General features: G+C 62.8%; 22 protein-coding genes. 14 read left to right on the top strand and 8 right to left on the bottom strand.

Going from position 1 to position 20,275, the window contains the following annotated elements; translation table 11 throughout:
- Positions 1-25 precede the first annotated feature (25 nt).
- The 5 genes from F3J44_RS30395 to F3J44_RS18655 all read right to left on the bottom strand — a co-directional run bounded on the left by F3J44_RS30395 (position 26) and on the right by F3J44_RS18655 (position 4,324).
- The gene (locus F3J44_RS30395) at positions 26-196 is read right to left on the bottom strand and encodes a zinc-binding dehydrogenase (protein WP_205299994.1); all 171 of its coding nucleotides are present in this window, start codon (positions 194-196) and stop codon (positions 26-28) included.
- Positions 197-997, bottom strand: coding sequence for a zinc-binding alcohol dehydrogenase family protein (locus F3J44_RS18670; RefSeq protein WP_205299986.1), 801 nt, complete (start codon positions 995-997; stop codon positions 197-199). It lies immediately after the preceding gene.
- A 72-nt stretch (positions 998-1,069) separates the two neighbouring features.
- On the bottom strand, positions 1,070-1,954 hold the full coding sequence (locus tag F3J44_RS18665) for an arginase family protein (RefSeq protein ID WP_167274913.1): 885 nt from the start codon (positions 1,952-1,954) through the stop codon (positions 1,070-1,072).
- Between the two features lie 94 nt (positions 1,955-2,048).
- Positions 2,049-2,996 (bottom strand): helix-turn-helix domain-containing protein, encoded by a 948-nt coding sequence (locus F3J44_RS18660; protein WP_167274911.1) that lies wholly within the window; start codon positions 2,994-2,996, stop codon positions 2,049-2,051.
- Positions 2,997-3,235: 239 nt separating this feature from the next.
- Positions 3,236-4,324, bottom strand: a complete 1,089-nt coding sequence (locus F3J44_RS18655; RefSeq protein ID WP_167274908.1) for an asparaginase — start codon at positions 4,322-4,324, stop codon at positions 3,236-3,238.
- A 300-nt stretch (positions 4,325-4,624) separates the two neighbouring features.
- Between F3J44_RS18655 and F3J44_RS18650 the strand changes: the two genes are divergently transcribed.
- The 7 genes from F3J44_RS18650 (at position 4,625) to F3J44_RS18620 (ending at position 11,613) form a co-directional block, all read left to right on the top strand.
- Positions 4,625-5,581, top strand: a complete 957-nt coding sequence (locus F3J44_RS18650; protein WP_167055910.1) for a sugar ABC transporter substrate-binding protein — start codon at positions 4,625-4,627, stop codon at positions 5,579-5,581.
- A gap of 20 nt (positions 5,582-5,601) precedes the next feature.
- A complete protein-coding gene (locus tag F3J44_RS18645) occupies positions 5,602-7,155 on the top strand; it encodes a sugar ABC transporter ATP-binding protein (protein WP_167055907.1) in 1,554 nt (517 codons plus the stop codon).
- A complete protein-coding gene (locus F3J44_RS18640) occupies positions 7,152-8,147 on the top strand; it encodes an ABC transporter permease (RefSeq protein ID WP_167055904.1) in 996 nt (331 codons plus the stop codon). Before F3J44_RS18645 ends, F3J44_RS18640 begins: the two co-directional genes overlap by 4 nt.
- A 4-nt stretch (positions 8,148-8,151) precedes the next feature.
- Positions 8,152-9,174 (top strand): LacI family DNA-binding transcriptional regulator, encoded by a 1,023-nt coding sequence (locus F3J44_RS18635; RefSeq protein WP_167274906.1) that lies wholly within the window; start codon positions 8,152-8,154, stop codon positions 9,172-9,174.
- A gap of 9 nt (positions 9,175-9,183) precedes the next feature.
- Complete coding sequence (rbsK, locus tag F3J44_RS18630) at positions 9,184-10,092, top strand: ribokinase (RefSeq protein ID WP_167274903.1); 909 nt, start codon at positions 9,184-9,186, stop codon at positions 10,090-10,092.
- Positions 10,089-10,487: a D-ribose pyranase gene (gene rbsD, locus F3J44_RS18625; RefSeq protein ID WP_167055896.1), complete on the top strand. Its 399-nt coding sequence runs from the start codon at positions 10,089-10,091 to the stop codon at positions 10,485-10,487. Before rbsK ends, rbsD begins: the two co-directional genes overlap by 4 nt.
- Before the next feature lie 118 nt (positions 10,488-10,605).
- Positions 10,606-11,613 (top strand): nucleoside hydrolase, encoded by a 1,008-nt coding sequence (locus F3J44_RS18620; protein ID WP_167274900.1) that lies wholly within the window; start codon positions 10,606-10,608, stop codon positions 11,611-11,613.
- On the opposite strand, the gene F3J44_RS18615 is transcribed toward F3J44_RS18620, so the two are convergent.
- Positions 11,585-11,797 carry a hypothetical protein gene (locus F3J44_RS18615; protein WP_167055889.1) on the bottom strand — a complete coding sequence of 71 codons (213 nt, stop codon included), beginning with the start codon at positions 11,795-11,797 and terminating at the stop codon, positions 11,585-11,587. The genes F3J44_RS18620 and F3J44_RS18615 overlap by 29 nt on opposite strands.
- A 259-nt stretch (positions 11,798-12,056) precedes the next feature.
- Here F3J44_RS18615 and F3J44_RS18610 point away from each other — a divergent pair, with 259 nt between their 5' ends.
- Positions 12,057-12,377: an I78 family peptidase inhibitor gene (locus F3J44_RS18610; protein ID WP_167055886.1), complete on the top strand. Its 321-nt coding sequence runs from the start codon at positions 12,057-12,059 to the stop codon at positions 12,375-12,377.
- 221 nt (positions 12,378-12,598) lie between these two features.
- Here the strand turns inward: F3J44_RS18610 and F3J44_RS18605 are convergent, their stop codons facing one another.
- Positions 12,599-12,811: a cold-shock protein gene (locus tag F3J44_RS18605; protein ID WP_167055884.1), complete on the bottom strand. Its 213-nt coding sequence runs from the start codon at positions 12,809-12,811 to the stop codon at positions 12,599-12,601.
- Positions 12,812-12,973: 162 nt separating this feature from the next.
- Positions 12,974-13,276 carry a hypothetical protein gene (locus F3J44_RS18600; protein ID WP_167055880.1) on the bottom strand — a complete coding sequence of 101 codons (303 nt, stop codon included), beginning with the start codon at positions 13,274-13,276 and terminating at the stop codon, positions 12,974-12,976.
- Positions 13,277-13,605: 329 nt separating this feature from the next.
- On the opposite strand from F3J44_RS18600, the gene thrS reads away from it, so the two are divergent.
- From thrS to pheT, 6 genes are all read left to right on the top strand, one after another.
- A complete protein-coding gene (gene thrS / locus F3J44_RS18595; protein ID WP_167274896.1) occupies positions 13,606-15,528 on the top strand; it encodes a threonine--tRNA ligase in 1,923 nt (640 codons plus the stop codon).
- Positions 15,529-15,545: 17 nt separating this feature from the next.
- Positions 15,546-16,079 carry a translation initiation factor IF-3 gene (gene infC / locus F3J44_RS18590; RefSeq protein WP_060480252.1) on the top strand — a complete coding sequence of 178 codons (534 nt, stop codon included), beginning with the start codon at positions 15,546-15,548 and terminating at the stop codon, positions 16,077-16,079.
- 62 nt (positions 16,080-16,141) lie between these two features.
- On the top strand, positions 16,142-16,336 hold the full coding sequence (rpmI, locus tag F3J44_RS18585) for a 50S ribosomal protein L35 (protein ID WP_003250667.1): 195 nt from the start codon (positions 16,142-16,144) through the stop codon (positions 16,334-16,336).
- A gap of 27 nt (positions 16,337-16,363) precedes the next feature.
- On the top strand, positions 16,364-16,720 hold the full coding sequence (gene rplT / locus F3J44_RS18580) for a 50S ribosomal protein L20 (protein ID WP_003250671.1): 357 nt from the start codon (positions 16,364-16,366) through the stop codon (positions 16,718-16,720).
- Positions 16,721-16,829: 109 nt separating this feature from the next.
- Positions 16,830-17,846 (top strand): phenylalanine--tRNA ligase subunit alpha, encoded by a 1,017-nt coding sequence (pheS, locus tag F3J44_RS18575; RefSeq protein WP_167055874.1) that lies wholly within the window; start codon positions 16,830-16,832, stop codon positions 17,844-17,846.
- A 31-nt stretch (positions 17,847-17,877) separates the two neighbouring features.
- A complete protein-coding gene (gene pheT, locus F3J44_RS18570; RefSeq protein ID WP_167274893.1) occupies positions 17,878-20,271 on the top strand; it encodes a phenylalanine--tRNA ligase subunit beta in 2,394 nt (797 codons plus the stop codon).
- Positions 20,272-20,275: the final 4 nt, after the last annotated feature.

The raw sequence follows: 20,275 nt of genomic DNA, 5'->3' as shown, positions 1-20,275 counted from the left end.
GCCTCCACGGCCTGCCGTGGACTATTCAAGGGTGCAGCAGAATGCTGCCCTTCGCTTCACGAGACGCCAACCGCGCATACGCCGCCTTGTGCTCTTCGAGGGGGTAGCTGCTGTCTATCCTGGGGCGCAAGCATTTCTTGGCGACGAGATCGCGGATCGCCGCGAAGGCTGCCGAAACGTCCTGGTCGGTTTCCAGTCAGGCGTCGTATCCGAGAATTCGCTTCTCCTCGATCACCAAATCAGCGACGTCGATGCTGGCGGACATGCCGCCGACAAAACCGATGGAGATCAAGGCGCCACGAGCCCGCAGGGCTGCCACCATACTTCCCAGCAGTTCACCACCGACCGGGTCGAAGGCCAAGTCCGCACCTTTGCCCTCGGTAGCCGCGAACACTGCGTCCTTGAGCACGTCACGGGACAAGTCAATCACCACGGCTGCCCCCGAGTGGTGGGCAGATGACACCTTTGGCGTGCTCGAAACAATGCCGATAGGGACCGCTCCCAGCGCCAAGGCCGTTTGGATGAGCGCATGGCCCAGTGCGCCGGACGCGCCCGACACCAGCACCCGCTGCCCCGCTTTGACTTGGCCAACGCGGGTCAACGCCTGATAGGCGGTGACGTAATTGATGGGAAGGGCTGCACCTTCATCGAGGCTGATGTTGTTCGGTAGCTCGAAGAGGCGATTGTTCTCGATGACTGCCCACTGCTGTTGCAGGCCGTCCTCTTTGATTCCAAGCGTTGCACCTCCGTACACCGCCACCCGGGTGCCCCGTTTCAGAAGCGTGCTTTCCTCGACGATGCCAGCGCCGTCATTGCTCAGCACCAAAGGCGCCAGAGCGCCCGAGACAATGCCAGAGCGAACTTGGCTGGAAAGCGGGTTGACCGTGGCGGCATGGATCCGGACCAGGCTGTAGCCTGGCTTGAGCGAGGGCATGGGGCGGTCTTCGATGGTCATTTCTGCCGGCGAGCCGAACCGGCTGGCAACGAGTGCTTTCATCAGAGTATCCAACGGGTGAGGGAGCGTAGCGCTTGGGCGAGCCCCAGGGCGCGGGTGAGGGGAGGTGCAGGCTCAGCTTTGTGGGTGCCCCAACAGTGGCAACCTCGCCAGCATGTTCTTCATTGCAAGGGCGTCCCACGGCAGGTGCTCGGCGATACCGATACCCACTACATCGACGGCTGCGGCGACATCGGCTAGCAGGCGGATAACCTGCTCCATGTTCATTTTCCCCTGGGCGACGCCGTCGTAGGTGCCGGCGGCAATGTTTGGCTCGGCAAACAGCAGGGAGCGGAACAGGGTTGGATCAAGCACATCCAGGTCAAGGTGTATGGCGAGCCGTTTGGCGCCTATGTCACGCAGCCACTGCAGAACAGGCTCGCTGCTGGTGGCCAGCTCTGTTGGGCCAGCGCTGCGCAGGCCCAAGCGGCGCAAGGTCGCCGTTTCCGCCGGCAGGGTTTGCTGCAGGCCTGCATACATGACGTTGGCCGGCTTGAGGGGGCGTTGCACGGCGCCGGCGAATTCACCATCACCTTCGCCCAGCAAGTTGCCCAGGACCATGGCATGGGCGTGCTGGAAGTCTTGGGGCGTCATCACATCGGGATGGGCGTCTACCCACAGCACCGCCAGATCGCCGTCATACCGCTCATTCAGATAGGCAAACGGGGCGAGGTCCACCAGGCAATCGCCGCCAAGCACCACCAGCCGGTCAGGCTGGTGCTGCTCGATCAACCGGCGAGCGCTGTGAAACTGCTGGAGGAGCGCTTTGCGTCCGATGATGCCGTCTTCCAGGGGGAGAGGCGCAGGGTTGGGTTCGGCCACGGGCACATGTTCGACCGGGCCTTGTGGTGCGGGTGCCAGCCAGGCCAGCAGCTGCGCGCCAAAGTAGTAGGGCGGGTTGTTGCCGCCTTGCCATTGTGGGAACAGCAGGCGCAAGGTCTTTTCCTGGGTAGTGCTCATCAGTTCACCATCGGCTTCAAGCAATCGGGGTTAGGGCCCTGATGCTGCGCCGTTGGGATAGGCACTGCTTTGCCGTACAGGCCAGAGCCTGTGCTCAAACTGCCAGTTGGCGATCGGCCCCCGTCAGCAGCTGCTGCGCCGGGACGCCATAAGCCTGCTTGAAGGCTTTGCTGAAGTGCGAGAAATTGGTGAAACCGCAGCTTAACGCGGCCACACTGACCTGCTGAAAGCGCCCGCTGACCAGCCCGGCATGGCACGCTGCCAACCGTTGCTGCCAGAGCCAACGCATGACGGTCGAACCCTGCGCCGCGAAAATACGGTTCAAGCTGCGGGGCGACAAATGGTTCGCCGCTGCGATGCTGTCCACGGTCAGGTCGCTGCGCGCCAGGTTTGCCAGCAGGAAACGTTTGACCTGCTCAACCTGCTGCTCACGGCGTTGCTCGGTTGCCGGCTTGTGGCCGCCAAACGCACTCTCGTAGGCCACTGCGAGCACATCGAGCAGGGCTGCATTGAGGCGTTCACTGATGGATGACGAGGTGCTTTCGCTGTTGCAGGTGTCCACCAGCAGTGAGCGCGCAAGCCCGCTGAGTGGCGCATGGCTTTGCAGCGTTCGATTCAGGTAGCGCTCGACATCCGGAATATGCTGCATCACCAGCGGCCGTGGTATCCCCAGCACGACCTGGTCATCGCCTTTGGGAAAGGAGGCGGTGAAAGGGCGAGCGCTATCGTAGAGTACGATGTCTCCAGTGCCTTGTTTGGACAGCCGGTCGCCCTGTTGTACATACGCTTCAGCGCAGAAACTCAGTGAAATGAAATAGTGATCGAAGTGGTCATCGCTACGCTGGCGCGTGTATTCGATGGGGAGCGAGCGAATCCGCGAAAAACTCACGGTCCCCTTGGTCACCGACGTTAGCGAACCGTCGAAACAGTCATCGCTCAGTTGCCGGTTGGTGGTGGGCACGAATTGGGCCCCGACGACGTCCTGCCAGTAATCGAAGCGCTCTTTGGCTTCAAGGCCCTTGGTGGGGAAGAGAATCGTCATGGTGAGACACGCTTGAGCTGTGGCACGTCCTGTACGATAACAAACCTGGGTGGGCCTATACAGAGCACGGCAGTTCAGCCCCCTGTAGGCGCGAGCGCAGCTCGCGATGGGCTGCAGAGCAGCCCCGGCGTTCCAAGCCGCGAAGCTAACACCTGGGGCCGCTGGCGCGCCCCATCGCGAGCTCCTACCTCACGGGGCAAACCCTCGGATGGGCGCCAGCGGCACATCCGCTGCCTGGCTTAGTACTCCCAGAAAATCCGCTGCAGCTCCTTGCTATCCTGGGTCTTGGTCATTGCCACCATGGCCAGGATCCGCGCCTTCTGCGGGTTCAGGTCATGGGCCACCACCCAGTCGTACTTGTCATCGGGCTGCTCGGCATTGCGCAGCACGAAACCGCCCTGGTTGACGTGGGATGAGCGGATGATCTGCACGCCGTTCTTGCGCAGCTCCTGCAGTGCCGGCACCACCCGCGCCGCCACCGAGCCGTTGCCGGTGCCGGCATGGATGATCGCCTTGGCACCGCTTTGCGCCAGGGCCTTGTAGGCGGTATCGCTGACATTGCCGTAGCTGTAGGCGATGTCCACCTGGGGCAGGGCGCTGATCTGCTTGATGTCGAATTCCGAGCTGGTGGTGTGGCGCTTGGCTGGCAGGCGGAACCAGTACGACTTGCCTTCCACCACCATGCCCATCGGGCCCCAGGCGCTCTTGAAGGCCTCGGTCTTGATGTTGATCGACTTGGCCACGTCACGCCCGGACTGGATCTCGTCGTTCATGGTCACCAGCACGCCCTTGCCGCGCGACTGCTTGTCGCTGGCCACGGCCACGGCGTTGTACAGGTTGAGCATGCCGTCGGCGGACATTGCCGTGCCGGGGCGCATGGAGCCGACCACCACGATCGGCTTGTCGGTCTTTTCCACCAGGTTGAGGAAGTAGGCGGTTTCTTCCAGGGTATCGGTGCCGTGGGTGATCACGATGCCGTCGACATCGTTGCTTTCGGCAAGCTCTGCCACACGCTTGCCCAGCTTGAGCAAATCGTCGTTGGTGATGCTCTCGGAGGCGATCTGCATCACCTGTTCGCCACGCACGTTGGCCAGGTCAGCCAGTTCCGGTACGCCGGCGATCAGCTTGTCGACGCCCAGCTTGGCGGCCTGGTAGGTGGCGCTGTTGGCCGCGCTGGCACCGGCACCGGCAATGGTGCCGCCGGTGGCGAGAATGACCACGTTGGCCAGTTTCTGCTGGGTTTCAGCTTCCTTGGCCGAGGCAGTAGCGGGCAGGATCAGCAGCAGCGCCAAGGCGCTGGGGACGAAGGTTTTCACTGCAGCATTCATAATTATTGTTCTCTCTCTTCCTAATGAGATGGTTGCTGTGTCGCGCAGGGGGCTACGCAGGTTTCGTACCAACAGGCGTTGCCCAAGGCGCAGCGGTGTCCACGGGGCTATTCCATTCGGGGCCCCGAACAAGCATAGGAAAAGGTGTTCGGTTTTTCGGAAAAATTCAGGATAATCCGTTGCAGCAGCATCTTGACCGCGTTAGCGAAACGGATTTGACAAAACCGCTTCGTGTTTCCATAGTGGGTTAACGCAAACGTTTGCGATCCGATAAAAAACACAAGATTCGGAGTCATTCCCATGAAGCTGCCGTTCCCCGGTCGTCTGCTGGCGCTCGCCGTCATCTCCTCGTTGTCCCTCGCCCTGCCACTGTCGGCGGCCCACGCCGAAGAAGCGCCCAAGGTTGCCCTGGTCATGAAATCCCTGGCCAACGAATTCTTCCGCACCATGGAAGACGGCGCCAAGGACTACCAGAAAAGCCACACCAGCGATTTCGAGCTGATCGCCAACGGCATCAAGAACGAAACCGACACCGGCGAGCAGATTCGCATCGTCGAACAGATGGTGAATGCCGGCGCCAAGGCCCTGGTGATCGCCCCGGCCGATTCCAAGGCGTTGGTTTCGGCGGTGAAGAAGGCCATGGACCAAGGTGTGATCGTGATCAACATCGACAACCGCCTGGACCCCGACCTGCTCAAGAGCAAAGGCATCAGCGTGCCGTTCGTTGGGCCTGACAACCGCAAGGGCGCACGCCTGGTGGGCGAGTACCTGGCCAAGCAGAAGCTCAAGGCCGGTGACCAGGTAGGCATCATCGAAGGGGTGCCGACCACCACCAACGCCCAGCAGCGCACTGCCGGCTTCAAGGACGCCATGGAGGCTGCGCAGATGAAGATCGTCTCGGTGCAGTCCGGCAACTGGGAAATCGACAAGGGCAATGCCGTGGCTGCCTCGATGCTCAATGAATACCCCGAGCTCAAGGCCCTGCTGGCCGGTAACGACAGCATGGCCCTGGGCGCCGTTTCGGCCGTGCGCGCTGCCGGCAAGACCGGCCAGGTGCAAGTGGTCGGCTACGACAACATCAACGCCATCAAGCCGATGCTCAAGGATGGCCGCGTGCTTGCCACCCTCGACCAGGCAGCCAGCCAGCAAGCCGTGTTCGGCATCCAGGCGGCGCTGAAGATGCTCAAGGGCGAGAAGCCGGACGTGGATGCCGACAATGTCATCCAGACGCCGGTCGAACTCATCACCCAGCCCTGACCTTGCAGGAGAACCTGGCCATGTCGGTAACGGCCAACGAAGTGGTGCTCGACGCCAGCGGGCTGGGCAAAAGCTATGCCCAGCCCGTGCTCGGCGACGTCAGCCTGGCCCTGCGCGCCGGGGAAGTGCTGGCGCTGACCGGGGAGAACGGCGCAGGCAAGAGCACCCTGTCCAAGCTGATCAGCGGCCTGGAAACCCCCACCACCGGGCACATGACCTACCGCGGCCAGGCCTACGCCCCGGCCAGCCGCAGTGAGGCCGAGCGCCTGGGCGTGCGCATGGTGATGCAGGAACTGAACCTGTTGCCGACCCTGACCGTGGCCGAGAACCTGTTCCTCGACAACCTGCCCAGCCGCTTTGGCTGGATCAGCCACAAGCGCCTGCGCCAACTGGCCACTGCAGCCATGGCCCAGGTTGGCCTGGATGCCATCGACCCGGACACTCCGGTGGGTGAGCTGGGCATCGGCCACCAGCAGATGGTGGAAATCGCCCGTAACCTGATCGGCGACTGCCGGGTGCTGATTTTCGACGAACCTACCGCCATGCTCACCGCCCGCGAGGTGGAGCTGCTGTTCACCCAGATCGCCCGCCTGCGTGAGCGTGGCGTGGCCATCGTGTATATCTCCCACCGCCTGGAAGAACTGCAGCGCGTGGCCCAGCGCATCGTCGTGCTGCGCGACGGCAAGCTGGTGTGCGACGAGCCGATTCAGCGCTACAGCAGTGCCGAGCTGGTCAACCTGATGGTTGGCCGCGAGCTTGGCGAGCACATCGACCTGGGCCGGCGCAGCCTTGGCGCACCGCTGCTCAAGGTGGACAAGTTATCCCGTGGCGACAAGGTGCGCGAGGTGTCGCTGCAGGTCAGGGCAGGGGAGATCTTTGGTATCTCCGGCCTGATCGGCGCCGGCCGAACCGAGCTGTTGCGGTTGATCTACGGCGCCGACCGCGCCGACAGTGGCCGTATCGAAATCGGCCAGCCGCTCAAGGCGGTGACCATCGACTCGCCCAAGGCGGCGGTCAAGGCGGGCATCGCCCTCATCACCGAGGACCGCAAGGGCGAAGGCTTGCTGCTGTCGCAATCGATCAGCGCCAACATTGCCCTGGGCAACCTTGGCGCCGTGTCCCGCGCTGGGGTGCTCGACGGCGACGCGGAGCAGGCCCTGGCCGAGCGCCAGATCAGCGCCATGCGCATTCGCAGTGCCAGCCCCGCTCAAGCCGTGGGCGAGTTGTCGGGTGGCAACCAGCAGAAGGTGGTGATTGGCCGCTGGCTGGAGCGCGATTGCCAGGTGTTGCTGTTCGACGAGCCCACCCGCGGCATCGACGTGGGTGCCAAGTTCGACATCTATGGCCTGCTGGCCGAACTTGCACGCCAGGGCAAGGCCCTGGTGGTGGTGTCCAGCGACTTGCGCGAGCTGATGCTGATTTGCGACCGCATCGCCGTGCTCTCGGCCGGCCGCCTGATCGACACCTTCGACCGCGAACACTGGAGCCAGGACCAACTGCTGGCCGCCGCCTTCGCCGGTTACCAGAAACGTGACGCCCTGCTGCACGACGCAGCACCCAGGATGGATGCATGAAAACCACACCCCTCGACACCTCCGGCGCCACCCCGGCCCGGCGCAGCGGCACCTACTTCGGCCTGGGCACCTACCTGGGCCTGGCCGGCGCCTTGCTGGCCATGATCGTGCTGTTCTCGTTTCTCAGCAGCCACTTCTGGTCGTACGCCACCTTCAGCACCCTGGCCAACCAGATCCCCGACCTGATGGTGCTGGCGGTGGGCATGACCTTCGTGCTGATTATCGGCGGCATCGACCTGTCGGTAGGCTCGGTGCTGGCGTTGGCCGCGTCCACGGTCAGCGTGGCGATTCTCGGCTGGGGCTGGGGCGTGCTGCCGGCGGCCTTGCTCGGCATGGCCATCGCCGCGCTGGCAGGCAGCATCACTGGCGCGGTCACCGTGGCCTGGCGCATTCCCTCGTTCATCGTATCCCTCGGCGTGCTGGAGATGGCCCGGGGCCTGGCCTACCAGTTCACCGACTCGCGCACCGCCTATATCGGCGATGCCTATGCCTGGTTCTCCAACCCCCTGGCCTTCGGCATTTCGCCCGCGTTCCTGATTGCCTTGCTGGTGATCGTGGTGGCACAGCTGGTGCTGACCCGCACGGTGTTTGGCCGCTACCTGATCGGCATCGGCACCAATGAAGAAGCCGTGCGCCTGGCCGGTATCGACCCGCGCCCGTACAAGGTGCTGGTGTTCGCCCTGATGGGCGTGCTCGCAGGCCTGGCCGCGCTGTTCCAGATCTCGCGCCTGGAGGCTGCCGACCCCAATGCCGGTTCCGGCCTGGAGCTGCAGGTGATCGCCGCCGTGGTGATCGGCGGCACCAGCCTGATGGGCGGGCGCGGCTCGGTCATCAGCACGTTCTTCGGCGTGCTGATCATCTCGGTGCTGGCCGCGGGGCTGGCGCAGATCGGCGCTTCGGAACCGACCAAACGCATCATCACCGGGGCGGTCATCGTGATCGCCGTGGTGCTCGACACTTATCGCAGCCGGCGTGCAGGCCGGCGGAACTGAAACCATGGCAACCATCAAAGACGTCGCGGCCCTTGCGGGCATTTCCTACACCACCGTGTCCCACGTGCTGAACAAGACCCGCCCGGTCAGTGAGCAGGTGCGGCTGAAGGTCGAGGCGGCGATCATCGAGCTCGACTACGTGCCCAGCGCCGTGGCCCGCTCGCTCAAGGCCCGCAGCACGGCCACCATCGGCCTGCTGGTGCCCAACAGCGTCAACCCGTACTTCGCTGAACTGGCCCGGGGCATCGAGGATGCCTGCGAGCGCAACGGCTACTGCGTGATCCTGTGCAACTCCGACGACAACCCACAAAAGCAGCGCAGCTACCTGCGCGTGCTGCTGGAAAAGCGTATCGACGGGCTGGTGGTGGCCTCGGTGGGCGAAGATGCCGACCTGCTGCAGAGCCTGGCCTGCGTGCGCACGCCAATGGTCATCGTTGACCGTGAACTGGACGGCGTGGACGCCGACCTGGTGCGCATCGACCACGAGCAAGGCGCCTACCTGGCAACCCAGCACCTGCTGGAACTTGGCCACCGCGACATCGCCTACATTGGCGGCCCGGCGGAAACCGGCGTGACCCAGTTGCGCCTGGCGGGTTTTCACCGGGCCATGGCCGAAGCCGAGGTGGCGGTGCGCGCACAACGGGTGCTGCACTGCGACTTCACCAGCCCCGGTGGCCATGCCGCCGCCGCGCAACTGCTCGAAGGTGAGCGGCCCACGGCGATTTTCGCCGGCAACGACATGATCGGCTTTGGCGTGCTGCGCGCCGCCGCCGAGCGCAACATCAACGTACCGGGCGAGCTGTCGGTGATCGGCTTCGACGATATCGAGCTGAGCCGCTATGTGTACCCGCCGCTGACCACGGTCGGCCAGTCGATTCGAGAGCTGGGCGAAAACGCTGCCGCGCTGCTGCTCTCGCGCATCGCCAGCCCGCGCCGCGAGGCCGCCGAACAGCGCATCGTCGCCCCGCGCATCGTGTTGCGCGAATCCACCGGGCCGCGCCCGGACCTGTTCAATGATTACCGCTAAGGAATCGTCATGAGTGCCAAGGTAGTGGTGGTCGGAAGCCTCAACATGGACCTGGTGGCCCGCGCCGAGCGGCTGCCACGGGCCGGTGAGACACTGGCCGGCGAAAGTTTTTTCACCGTGCCCGGCGGCAAGGGTGCCAACCAGGCGGTGGCCGTTGCGCGCCTGGGGGCCAGTGTGGCGATGGTGGGCAACGTGGGGGATGATGCCTACGGCCAGCAATTGCGCCAGGCCCTGAACGTGGAGGGTATCGACTGCCAGGCGGTGGGTGTGTGCCCGGGGGTGTCCAGTGGCGTGGCGTTGATTACCGTGGATGCCGCGAGCCAGAACTGCATCGTCATCATTCCCGGCGGCAACGGGCTGCTGACGCCCGCGGCGGTGCAGCGCTTCGATGCCCTGTTGCAGGCTGCCGAGCTGATCATTTGCCAACTGGAAGTGCCGACCGAAACGGTGGCCTGGACCCTGGCCCGTGGCCGCGCGCTGGGCAAGCGGGTGATCCTCAACCCGGCGCCTGCCACAGGCCCGCTGCCGGCCGAGTGGTTCGCTTACATTGATTACCTCACGCCCAATGAAAGCGAGGCCGAGGCGCTGACCGGCGAGCCCGTCAACGACATGGCCAGCGCCCAGCGTGCAGGCGAGCGCTTGCTGCAGTTGGGCGCAGGCAAAGTGATCGTCACCCTGGGCGCCCAGGGGGCATTGTTGGTGAGCCGCGATGGCTGCCAGCACTTCCCGGCGCCGCAGGTGCAGCCACTGGATACGACGGCCGCAGGCGACACCTTCATCGGCGGCTTCGCTGCCGCGCTGGTGCAGGGCAAGGAGGAGGGCGAGGCAATCGCTTTCGGCCAGCGGGCCGCGGCGTTGTCCGTTACCCGCGCCGGTGCCCAGCCGTCGATTCCCTACCTGGCGGAGCTGGCCCCATGAAAAAGACCGCGCTGCTCAATATCGCCCTGTCGCGAACCATTGCCGGCATGGGCCATGGCGATATCCTGGTGATCGGCGATGCCGGGTTGCCGGTGCCGCCGGGTGTGGAGCTGATCGACCTGGCGCTGACTGCCGGCATTCCGGATTTTGCCAGTGTGTTGCGGGCGGTGCTCAGCGAGCTGCAGGTGGAACGGCATGTGCTGGCCGAAGAGATGCAGAAGGTGGTGCCGCCGGCCTTGGTGGAGATCGAGCGCCTGAAAGCCAAGCTGGGCAAGCGCGAGTGGCAGAGCCATGAGGAATTCAAGTTGTTGTCGCGCAATGCCCGGGCGATCGTTCGCACTGGCGAATGCCAGCCCTACAGCAATATCGCCTTGATCTCGGGTGTGACGTTCTAAGCTGGCAATGTTTCAGCGGCGCCGTCGGAATGGGTGGGGCCGCTTTGCCGCCCTTTCGCGGCGCGAGGCCGCTCCTACAGTGGTCGTATTTCACTTCATGGCAACAGGAGTGCCCGTCATGCTCAAACCTCTGCTTCAAGGACTTACCCTCATGGCCGCCGCCGCCGTCACCAGCCTTCAGGCCGCCCCACGCGAGCTGATAATCGACACCGACCCCGGCGCCGACGACGTGGTCGCGCTGTTCCTGGCCATGGCCTCGCCCGACGAACTCAACATCCGCGCCATTACCACCGTAGCCGGCAACGTGCGCCTGGAAAAAACCGCGCGCAACGCCCGCCTGGCCCGCGAATGGGCGGGGCGTGAGGACATCCCAGTGTACGCCGGGGCAGGGCGCCCGCTGGTGCGTACACCGATCTACGCCGCCGAGGTGCACGGTGAAGAAGGCCTGACCGGTGTACCCGTGCATGAGCCGAAAAAGCCTCTGGCCGACGGCAACGCCGTGCAGTACCTGGTCGACACCTTGGGCAGCGCGGCCCCCCACAGCATCACAGTGGCCATGCTCGGCCCACAGACCAACCTGGCCCTGGCGTTGATCCAGCGCCCGGAAATCGCCCAAGGCATCAAGGAAGTGGTGGTGATGGGCGGCGCCCACTTCAATGGCGGCAACATCACCCCGGTGGCGGAATTCAACCTCTATGCCGACCCGCATGCTGCCGAGGTGGTGCTGGCCAGCGGCGTACCGCTGACCTACCTGCCATTGGACGTGACCCACAAGCTGCTCACCAGCGACGCCCGGCTGGCGCAGCTGGCGGCGGTGAACAACCACGCCAGCCAGTTAGTGGTGGATATCCTCAAGGCCTATATCAAGCACGACATGGACCTCTACGGCATGCCCGGCGGCCCGGTGCACGACGCCAGTGTGATCGCCTACCTGCTCAAGCCTGAGTTGTTCAGTGGCCGGCGCATCCACCTGAGCGTCGACAGCCGTGAGGGCCCGACCTTCGGCCAGACCGTCGCCGACTGGTACGGCGTGCTCAAGCAGCCGGCCAATGTGCTGTGGATCAACCAGGGCGATGCCCAGGGCTTTTTCGACCTGCTTAGCGCGCGCCTGGCCCGCCTGCAATAGCGGCGTGGGGCGCGTAGCGCTCGAACACCTGGTCGATGAAGCTGCGCGCGGCTTCGCTGCCGCGGTCGCGTACCAGCAGGTCGATGGCGATCAACAGCAACTCTTCGGGGGTGCCGGGGCTGTAGGCGCTCTGGCCTTCGGCCCATTTGACCTTGATATCGGCGTCGATGCTGTGGCTGCTCATGAAAAGGTCTCGCTGGTGCCTGGGGCGGAGGGGCGAACACCGGATCCTGGTGTTCGAAGGAGGCACAATGCCTGCACTTCTTAAAGTAAATCATGACTTTGCGCCCGGCACCAAGCAGCTTGTCGGGCGTGCGGTAAAATCCAGTCACGATTGCCGTTTCCCCTGAGGGAAAACCTTCAGGCAGACTTGTACGGTTTTGCAACGAATTCATGACAGCACTGTCCCAAGAGGCAGTTCCCCGTTTTATTTAGGAGGTTACATGTTCCGTACCCGTGCTTACCTGGCGACCCTAGCGGTGGCTGCTGTGCTGGCTGGCTGCAGCACCGGGGGTGATGCTGGTGGTGGCAAGGCGCCCGCAACGCCGGCCGGCAATGATGGCCGGTGCGAGGCCAGTGGCGCTGATTTTGCCATCGGCAAGCAGGGCAGCGCCGAATTGCTGGAGCAAGCGCGCAAGGCCAGCGGGTCGCAGATGGCGCGCATTCTCAAGCCGCACGACGTGGTGACCCTGGAGTACCGCTCCGAGCGCCTGAACCTGAATGTGGATGAGCAAGGCGTCGTCACCCGCGTCAACTGCGGTTGAGCCGCGCCCGCACCCATAACGGTTTCCCCCTGTAGGAGCGAGCGCAGCTCGCGATGGGCTGCAGGGCAGCCCCGGCGTGGTGAGCTGCGAAGCTGAGTAACTGGGGCCGCTGCGCGCCCCATCGCGAGCTACGCTCGCTCCTACAAGGGGTAGGCCAGGGTTCGCATTGCGGGCATAAAAAAACCCGCCACAAGGGCGGGTTTTTTTACAGCCTATCCGAATTACTCCGGACGAACCTGTGCAGCCTGCATACCTTTCTGGCCTTTTTCAGCCACGAAGGAAACAGACTGGCCTTCTTTCAGGCTCTTGAAGCCGTCGGATTCGATGGCCTTGAAGTGTACGAACAGGTCGTCGCCGCCGCCTGCTGGGGTGATGAAGCCGTAGCCTTTCTCATCATTGAACCATTTGACGGTGCCTTGTTGGCGATTGGACATGGGTGAATCTCCAGAACATTTAGTTTTTTCAGTGGTGCAATGCGGCCGAGGCTACGGAGCACGGACAACATCATAGTCTAATTCTGCGCATCTAGCGCCTTTTACCTTCGCAGGATCTTGATCCAGGGCAAATATTGGCCGAATCGGCCCCTGCAAAGGGGGTCATTTGGGCTTGCAGGCAGCCTGCACCACGCTCTGGGCGCGTTGCATCAGCTTGGCGTCAACGCCGTCCTTGCTGTCCAGGTCTGCGATCTCCTTATCGGTAAAATTCTTTTTGATGGCCTGTGCACCGCAGTCGCAGTGCTTTTTCGCGGTGGCGGCATCGACGCCTTGGGCGCCGGCGGCTTTTTCGCATTGGGTCATGTAGGACTGCTCGCTCCCGGCAGGGAAGTTGCCAGCGTTTGCGGCCAGGGGCAGCAGCAGGGCGCCGGCGGCCGCCAGGGCCAGAAGGGACGGAACTCGCATAACCAGTTACTCCTTGGGTTAAGGTCTATCAAGAGTAGGTTGCTTCCCAAAGTCTGATAGGAATTTTTCCGCGTTAGTTCACCGGGGTTGCGTAATTTCCAAATATTTCTGCGGGCCGCGAACCCGCGTGCTAGCATGCTCGGCTCGCGGTCACACTGTTGCCGCGGGCTTTTTTACTTTCCAGTCACTCTGGTTCGTCCCTGGCAAGCCGAAAGGCTTCTGCCACTGTGAGGCAGGCTTCCCTAGAAGGAAGGCAGGTCGGATCTTGTACTGGCTCATCCCAACCCACGTGACCTTTGGTAGGGGTCACCACTAGGAGAGGAGGCGCCATGCCCGTTATTACTCTTCCCGATGGCAGTCAACGTACGTTTGATCACGCCGTATCCGTAGCCGAAGTTGCCGCTTCCATCGGCGCCGGCCTGGCCAAGGCCACCGTGGCCGGCAAGGTCGACGGCAAGCTGGTCGATGCCTGCGAGCTGATCCCGAACGACGCCACCCTGCAGATCATCACCCCTAAAGATGAAGAGGGACTGGAGATCATCCGTCACTCGTGCGCCCACCTGGTTGGCCACGCCGTGAAGCAGTTGTACCCGACCGCCAAGATGGTGATCGGCCCGGTGATCGACGAAGGCTTCTATTACGACATCGCCTACGAGCGCCCCTTCACCCCTGAAGACCTGGCCGCCATCGAAAAGCGCATGATGGAGCTGATCGACAAAGACTACGACGTGGTCAAGAAGGTCACCCCGCGTGCCGAAGTCATCGACGTGTTCACCCGCCGTGGCGAAGACTACAAGCTGCGTCTGGTCGAAGACATGCCCGATGAGCAGGCCATGGGCCTGTACTATCACGAAGAATACGTCGACATGTGCCGTGGCCCGCACGTGCCGAACACCCGCTTCCTCAAGGCGTTCAAGCTGACCAAGCTGTCTGGCGCCTACTGGCGCGGTGATGCCAAGAACGAACAGCTGCAGCGCGTCTACGGCACCGCCTGGGCCGACAAGAAGCAGCTGGCTGCGTACATCCAGCGCATCGAAGAAGCCGAAAAACGCGACCACCGCAAGATCGGCAAGCAGCTCGACCTGTTCCACCTGCAGGAAGAAGCCCCGGGCATGGTGTTCTGGCACGCCAACGGCTGGACGGTTTACCAGGTGCTTGAGCAGTACATGCGCCAGATCCAGCGCGTCAACGGCTACCAGGAAATCAAGACCCCGCAAGTGGTCGACCGTATTCTCTGGGAGCGTTCCGGCCACTGGTCCAACTATGCCGAGAACATGTTCACCACTTCGTCGGAAAGCCGCGACTACGCGGTCAAGCCGATGAACTGCCCGTGCCACGTGCAGGTGTTCAACCAGGGCCTGAAGAGCTACCGCGACCTGCCGCTGCGCCTGGCCGAGTTCGGTGCCTGCCACCGTAACGAGCCGTCCGGCGCCTTGCACGGCATCATGCGCGTGCGTGGCTTCGTGCAGGACGACGCGCACATCTTCTGCACCGAAGACCAGGTGAAGAAAGAAGCCGCCGACTTCATCAAGCTGACCCTGGATGTGTACAAGGACTTCGGCTTCACCGACATCGCCATGAAGCTGTCGACCCGCCCAGCCAAGCGCGTGGGCTCCGAAGAGCTGTGGGACCGTGCCGAAGGTGCACTGGCCGATGCCTTGAACGAGTCGGGCCTGGAGTGGGAATACCAGCCGGGCGAGGGCGCGTTCTACGGCCCGAAAATCGAGTTCACCCTGCGCGACTGCCTCGGCCGTAACTGGCAGTGCGGCACCCTGCAGTACGACCCGAACCTTCCAGAGCGTCTGGATGCCAGCTACATCGCCGAAGATAACAGCCGAGTTCGCCCGGTCATGCTGCACCGCGCCATCCTCGGTTCGTTCGAGCGCTTCATCGGCATGCTGATCGAACACTATGCCGGTGTGTTCCCGGCTTGGCTGGCGCCAACCCAGGCCGTGATCATGAATATCACCGACAAACAGGCTGATTTCGCCCTTGAGGTGGAAAATGCTCTGAACGGTAGCGGTTTCCGTGCCAAGTCGGACTTGAGAAATGAGAAGATCGGCTTTAAAATCCGCGAGCATACTTTGCTCAAGGTCCCGTACCTTTTGGTTATAGGGGATCGCGAAGTCGAAACGCAGACCGTCGCCGTACGCACCCGTGAAGGTAAAGACCTCGGCTCCATGCCGGTGGCTGAATTCACGCAGCTGCTCAACAGCGCTGTTGCCCAGCGCGGTCGCCTAGAATCGGAGTAATGACTATTAAGCGTGAAATGAGAAACGATAAACGAACTGCACCGAAAGCCCCGATCAACGAGAATATCTCGGCACGCGAGGTTCGGTTAATTGGCGCTGACGGCGAGCAGATTGGCATCGTCTCGATTGATGAAGCGCTTCGTATCGCTGATGAAGCGAAGCTGGATCTGGTGGAAATCTCTGCAGACGCGCAACCGCCCGTCTGCAAGGTGATGGACTACGGCAAGCACCTCTTCGAGAAGAAGAAGCAGGCCAACGAAGCCAAGAAGAACCAAAAGCAGATCCAGATCAAAGAAATCAAGTTTCGTCCAGGGACGGAAGAAGGGGATTACCAGGTAAAACTACGCAACCTGGTACGTTTCCTTACCGATGGGGACAAGGCCAAGATCTCTCTGAGATTCCGCGGCCGTGAGATGGCCCACCAGGAGCTGGGCATGGAGCTGTTGAAGCGGGTCGAAGTCGACCTCGCCGAATACGGCACCGTTGAGCAGCATCCGAAGATGGAAGGACGCCAGCTTATGATGGTCATCGCCCCCAAAAAGAAGAAGTAATCTCCCGGGCACGGCAGGCCTGATGATTATTGTGTAATTTTATTCGAATGCGGAGTTCCAACATGCCAAAAATGAAAACCAAGAGCGGTGCTGCGAAGCGCTTCCTGAAGACCGCTTCCGGCTTCAAGCACAAGCACGCTTTCAAGAGCCACATCCTGACCAAAATGTCGACCAAGCGTAAGCGTCAACTGCGCGGTGCCAGCCTGCTGCACCCGTCTGACGTGGCAAAAGTCGAGCGCATGCTGCGCGTACGTTAATTCTGGTTAAGATAGAGGAAGTTACTCATGGCTCGTGTAAAGCGCGGCGTTATCGCTCGTAAGCGTCACAAAAAAATTCTGAAACTGGCTAAAGGTTACTACGGTGCACGCTCGCGCGTATTCCGCGTAGCCAAGCAAGCGGTCATCAAGGCAGGCCAATACGCCTACCGCGACCGTCGCCAGAAGAAGCGTCAGTTCCGCGCACTGTGGATCGCTCGTATCAACGCCGGTGCCCGCACCAACGGTCTGTCCTACAGCCGTCTGATTGCTGGCCTGAAAAAGGCTTCGATCGAAATCGACCGTAAGGTTCTGGCCGATCTGGCAGTGAACGAAAAAGCGGCGTTTGCTGCGATTGTCGAGAAAGCTAAAGCCGTTCTGGCTTAAGTACCCGCGACAATCACCCGGCGGCGCTTGCGCTGTCGGGCATTGAACGTCATCGATAGGGGAAGAGCCTTCAAAGCTCTTCCCCTATTTTCGTATCTGGAGTCTGTACATGGAAAACCTGGATGCGCTGGTCTCACAAGCCCTGGAGGCCGTCGAGCGCGCTGAAGACATCAATACCCTGGAACAGATCCGGGTTCAGTACCTCGGCAAGAAGGGCGAACTGACCCAGGTGATGAAGACCCTGGGCAACCTGCCAGCCGAAGAGCGCCCGAAAGTCGGCGCACTGATCAACGACGCCAAAGAGCGCGTCACTGTGGTGCTTAACGCACGCAAGGCTGCCTTCGAAGAAGCCGAGCTCAGCGCTCGCCTGGCCGCCGAATGCATCGACGTGACCCTGCCAGGCCGTGGCCAGACCACCGGCGGGCTGCACCCGATCACCCGTACCCTCGAGCGCATCGAGCAGTTCTTCACCCACATCGGCTACGGCATCGCCGAAGGCCCTGAGGTCGAAGACGACTACCACAACTTCGAAGCGCTCAACATCCCCGGCCACCACCCGGCCCGGGCGATGCACGACACCTTCTACTTCAATGCCAACATGCTGCTGCGCACCCACACCTCGCCGGTGCAGGTGCGGACCATGGAGTCCACCCAGCCGCCGATTCGCATTGTCTGCCCTGGCCGCGTCTACCGCTGCGACTCGGATATCACCCACTCGCCGATGTTCCACCAGGTCGAAGGCCTGCTGATCGACCGTGATATCAACTTCGCCGACCTCAAGGGCACCATCGAGGAATTCCTGCGGGTGTTCTTCGAGAAAGAACTGGCCGTGCGCTTCCGGCCGTCGTTCTTCCCGTTCACCGAGCCGTCCGCCGAAGTCGACATCCAGTGCGTGATGTGTTCCGGCAAGGGTTGCCGCGTGTGCAAGCAAACCGGCTGGCTGGAAGTGATGGGCTGCGGCATGGTTCACCCGAACGTGCTGCGCATGTCCGGCATCGACCCTGAAGAGTTCCAGGGCTTCGCCTTCGGCATGGGTGCCGAGCGCCTGGCCATGCTGCGCTATGGCGTCAACGATTTGCGTCTGTTCTTCGATAACGACCTGCGGTTCCTGGCGCAATTCCGCTAGGCCCAATCGACGCACTTTCTAGGAGAACAGCATGAAATTCAGTGAACAGTGGCTGCGCGGTTGGGTAAACCCGCAAGTCTCCCGTGACGAACTGGTCGCTCGCCTGTCCATGGCCGGCCTCGAAGTCGACAGCGTTACCCCTGCTGCCGGCCAGTTCAGCGGCATCGTCGTGGGCGAAATCCTCGCCACCGAACAACACCCGGACGCCGACAAGCTGCGCGTGTGCCAGGTGAGCAACGGCCAGGAAACCTTCCAGGTCGTGTGCGGCGCGCCGAACGCGCGCCCAGGCATCAAGATTCCATTCGCCATGATCGGCGCCGAACTGCCAGGCGACTTCAAGATCAAGAAGGCCAAGCTGCGCGGCGTCGAGTCGTTCGGCATGCTGTGCTCGGCCGCCGAGCTGCAGATCAGCGAAGAGAACGACGGCCTGCTGGAACTGGCCGCCGACGCCCCGGTAGGTGAAGACATTCGCCAGTACCTGAGCCTGGACGATGCCAGCATCGAAATCGGCCTGACCCCAAACCGCGGCGACTGCCTGTCTATCGCAGGCCTGGCCCGCGACGTCAGCGCCTTGTACGACACCCCGGTCACCCGCCCCGTGGTGCCCGCCGTTGCCGCCGCCCATGACGAAGTGCGCCCGGTCGAAGTCAGCGCCCCGGCTGCCTGCCCACGCTACCTTGGCCGCGTGATCCGCAACGTCGACCTGAGCAAGCCGACCCCGCTGTGGATGGTTGAGCGCCTGCGCCGCAGCGACGTGCGCAGCATCGACGCCGCCGTCGACATCACCAACTACGTGATGCTCGAACTCGGCCAGCCGATGCACGCCTTCGACCTTGCCGAGATCAACGGCGGCATTCGCGTGCGCATGGCCGAGGAGGGCGAGAAGCTCGTTCTGCTCGACGGCCAGGAAGTGGCCCTGCGTGCCGACACCCTGGTGATCGCCGACCACACCCGCGCCCTGGCCATCGCCGGCGTCATGGGTGGCGAGCACAGCGGCGTGAACACCGAGAAGACCCGCGACCTGTTCCTGGAAAGCGCCTTCTTCGAGCCGATTTCCGTCGCCGGTAAAGCCCGTTCCTACGGCCTGCACACCGATGCCTCGCACCGCTACGAGCGCGGCGTCGACTCGCAACTGGCCCGCGAAGCCATCGAGCGCGCCACCCAGCTGCTGCTCGACATCGTTGGCGGCGAAGCCGGCCCTGTGGTCGAAGCCGTCAGCGAGCAGCACCTGCCGAACATCGCCCCGGTGACCCTGCGCGCCGAACGCATCACCCAGATGCTCGGCATGGAAATGGACCCAGCCCAGGTCGAGCAACTGCTCAACGCCCTGGAACTGACCACCACCCGCACCGGCGACGCCGAAGGTGTAGCCCAGTGGACGGTAACCGTCCCAAGCCACCGCTTCGACATCAGCCTTGAAGTCGACCTGATCGAAGAGCTGGCCCGCCTGTACGGTTACAACAACCTGCCGGTACGCTACCCGCAAGCTCGCCTGGCGCCGCAAGCCCGCCCGGAAACCCGCGGCGAGCTGCCCAACCTGCGCCGCCTGCTGGTTGCCCGTGGCTACCAGGAAGCCATCACCTACAGCTTCATCGACCCGAAACTGTTCGAGCTGTTCAGCCCAGGCGTCGAGCCACTGCTGCTGGCCAACCCGATCTCCAACGACATGGCCGCCATGCGCGCGTCCCTGTGGCCGGGCCTGGTCAAGGCGCTGCAGCACAACCTGAACCGCCAGCAAGACCGCGTGCGCCTGTTCGAAAGCGGCCTGCGCTTCGTCGGCCAGCTCGGTGACCTGAAGCAGCAACCGATGATCGCCGGCGTTGTCACCGGTAGCCGCCTGCCAGAAGGTTGGGCCAACGGCCGCGACGCCCTCGACTTCTTCGACGTCAAGGCAGACGTGGAAGCCCTGCTGGGCTACAGCGGCGCCCTGAGCGACTTCACCTTCGCCGCCGGCAAGCACCCAGCCCTGCATCCTGGCCAAACCGCTGTGATCCAGCGCGAGGGCAAGGACGTCGGCTACCTCGGCGCCCTGCACCCGGAGCTTGCCAAAGCGCTGGACCTGGACCGCCCGGTGTTCGTGTTCGAGCTGGTATTGGGTGATGTGGTGGAAGGCCGCCTGCCGAAATTCAGCGAACTCTCCAAGTTCCCGGAAACCCGCCGCGACCTGGCGTTGATCGCCGGACGTGATGTAGCGTCTCAGGATGTGCTTGAAGTAATTCGTGACAATGCAGGCGAATGGCTCACAGACCTCAGGCTGTTTGATGTCTACCAGGGTAAAGGCATTGATCCTGATAGAAAAAGCCTGGCCGTTGGCTTGACCTGGCAGCATCCATCGCGCACTCTTAACGACGATGAGGTGAACACTACCCTGCAAAACATCCTCACCTCGCTCGAACAAAGGTTGAACACCACGTTAAGGAAATAACGGC

It is taken from the genome of Pantoea sp. Tr-811 (assembly GCF_011752535.1).
GTDB lineage: Bacteria > Pseudomonadota > Gammaproteobacteria > Pseudomonadales > Pseudomonadaceae > Aquipseudomonas.
Note: the sequence above shows the minus strand (reverse complement) of the source record. Positions and strands in the feature narration are given on the sequence as shown.

Coding starts and splice junctions, on each gene's coding strand:
- rbsD (WP_167055896.1), top strand. CDS start 10,089: ATGAAAAAGACCGCGCTGCTCAATATCGCCCTGTCGCGAACCATTGCC.
- pheS (WP_167055874.1), top strand. CDS start 16,830: ATGGAAAACCTGGATGCGCTGGTCTCACAAGCCCTGGAGGCCGTCGAG.
- F3J44_RS18635 (WP_167274906.1), top strand. CDS start 8,152: ATGGCAACCATCAAAGACGTCGCGGCCCTTGCGGGCATTTCCTACACC.
- F3J44_RS18600 (WP_167055880.1), bottom strand. CDS start 13,276: ATGCGAGTTCCGTCCCTTCTGGCCCTGGCGGCCGCCGGCGCCCTGCTG.
- F3J44_RS18645 (WP_167055907.1), top strand. CDS start 5,602: ATGTCGGTAACGGCCAACGAAGTGGTGCTCGACGCCAGCGGGCTGGGC.
- pheT (WP_167274893.1), top strand. CDS start 17,878: ATGAAATTCAGTGAACAGTGGCTGCGCGGTTGGGTAAACCCGCAAGTC.
- F3J44_RS18620 (WP_167274900.1), top strand. CDS start 10,606: ATGCTCAAACCTCTGCTTCAAGGACTTACCCTCATGGCCGCCGCCGCC.
- F3J44_RS18670 (WP_205299986.1), bottom strand. CDS start 997: ATGAAAGCACTCGTTGCCAGCCGGTTCGGCTCGCCGGCAGAAATGACC.
- F3J44_RS18655 (WP_167274908.1), bottom strand. CDS start 4,324: ATGAATGCTGCAGTGAAAACCTTCGTCCCCAGCGCCTTGGCGCTGCTG.
- F3J44_RS18665 (WP_167274913.1), bottom strand. CDS start 1,954: ATGAGCACTACCCAGGAAAAGACCTTGCGCCTGCTGTTCCCACAATGG.
- rplT (WP_003250671.1), top strand. CDS start 16,364: ATGGCTCGTGTAAAGCGCGGCGTTATCGCTCGTAAGCGTCACAAAAAA.
- F3J44_RS18605 (WP_167055884.1), bottom strand. CDS start 12,811: ATGTCCAATCGCCAACAAGGCACCGTCAAATGGTTCAATGATGAGAAA.
- F3J44_RS18610 (WP_167055886.1), top strand. CDS start 12,057: ATGTTCCGTACCCGTGCTTACCTGGCGACCCTAGCGGTGGCTGCTGTG.
- thrS (WP_167274896.1), top strand. CDS start 13,606: ATGCCCGTTATTACTCTTCCCGATGGCAGTCAACGTACGTTTGATCAC.
- F3J44_RS18650 (WP_167055910.1), top strand. CDS start 4,625: ATGAAGCTGCCGTTCCCCGGTCGTCTGCTGGCGCTCGCCGTCATCTCC.
- F3J44_RS18640 (WP_167055904.1), top strand. CDS start 7,152: ATGAAAACCACACCCCTCGACACCTCCGGCGCCACCCCGGCCCGGCGC.
- infC (WP_060480252.1), top strand. CDS start 15,546: ATGAGAAACGATAAACGAACTGCACCGAAAGCCCCGATCAACGAGAAT.
- F3J44_RS18615 (WP_167055889.1), bottom strand. CDS start 11,797: ATGAGCAGCCACAGCATCGACGCCGATATCAAGGTCAAATGGGCCGAA.
- F3J44_RS18660 (WP_167274911.1), bottom strand. CDS start 2,996: ATGACGATTCTCTTCCCCACCAAGGGCCTTGAAGCCAAAGAGCGCTTC.
- rpmI (WP_003250667.1), top strand. CDS start 16,142: ATGCCAAAAATGAAAACCAAGAGCGGTGCTGCGAAGCGCTTCCTGAAG.
- rbsK (WP_167274903.1), top strand. CDS start 9,184: ATGAGTGCCAAGGTAGTGGTGGTCGGAAGCCTCAACATGGACCTGGTG.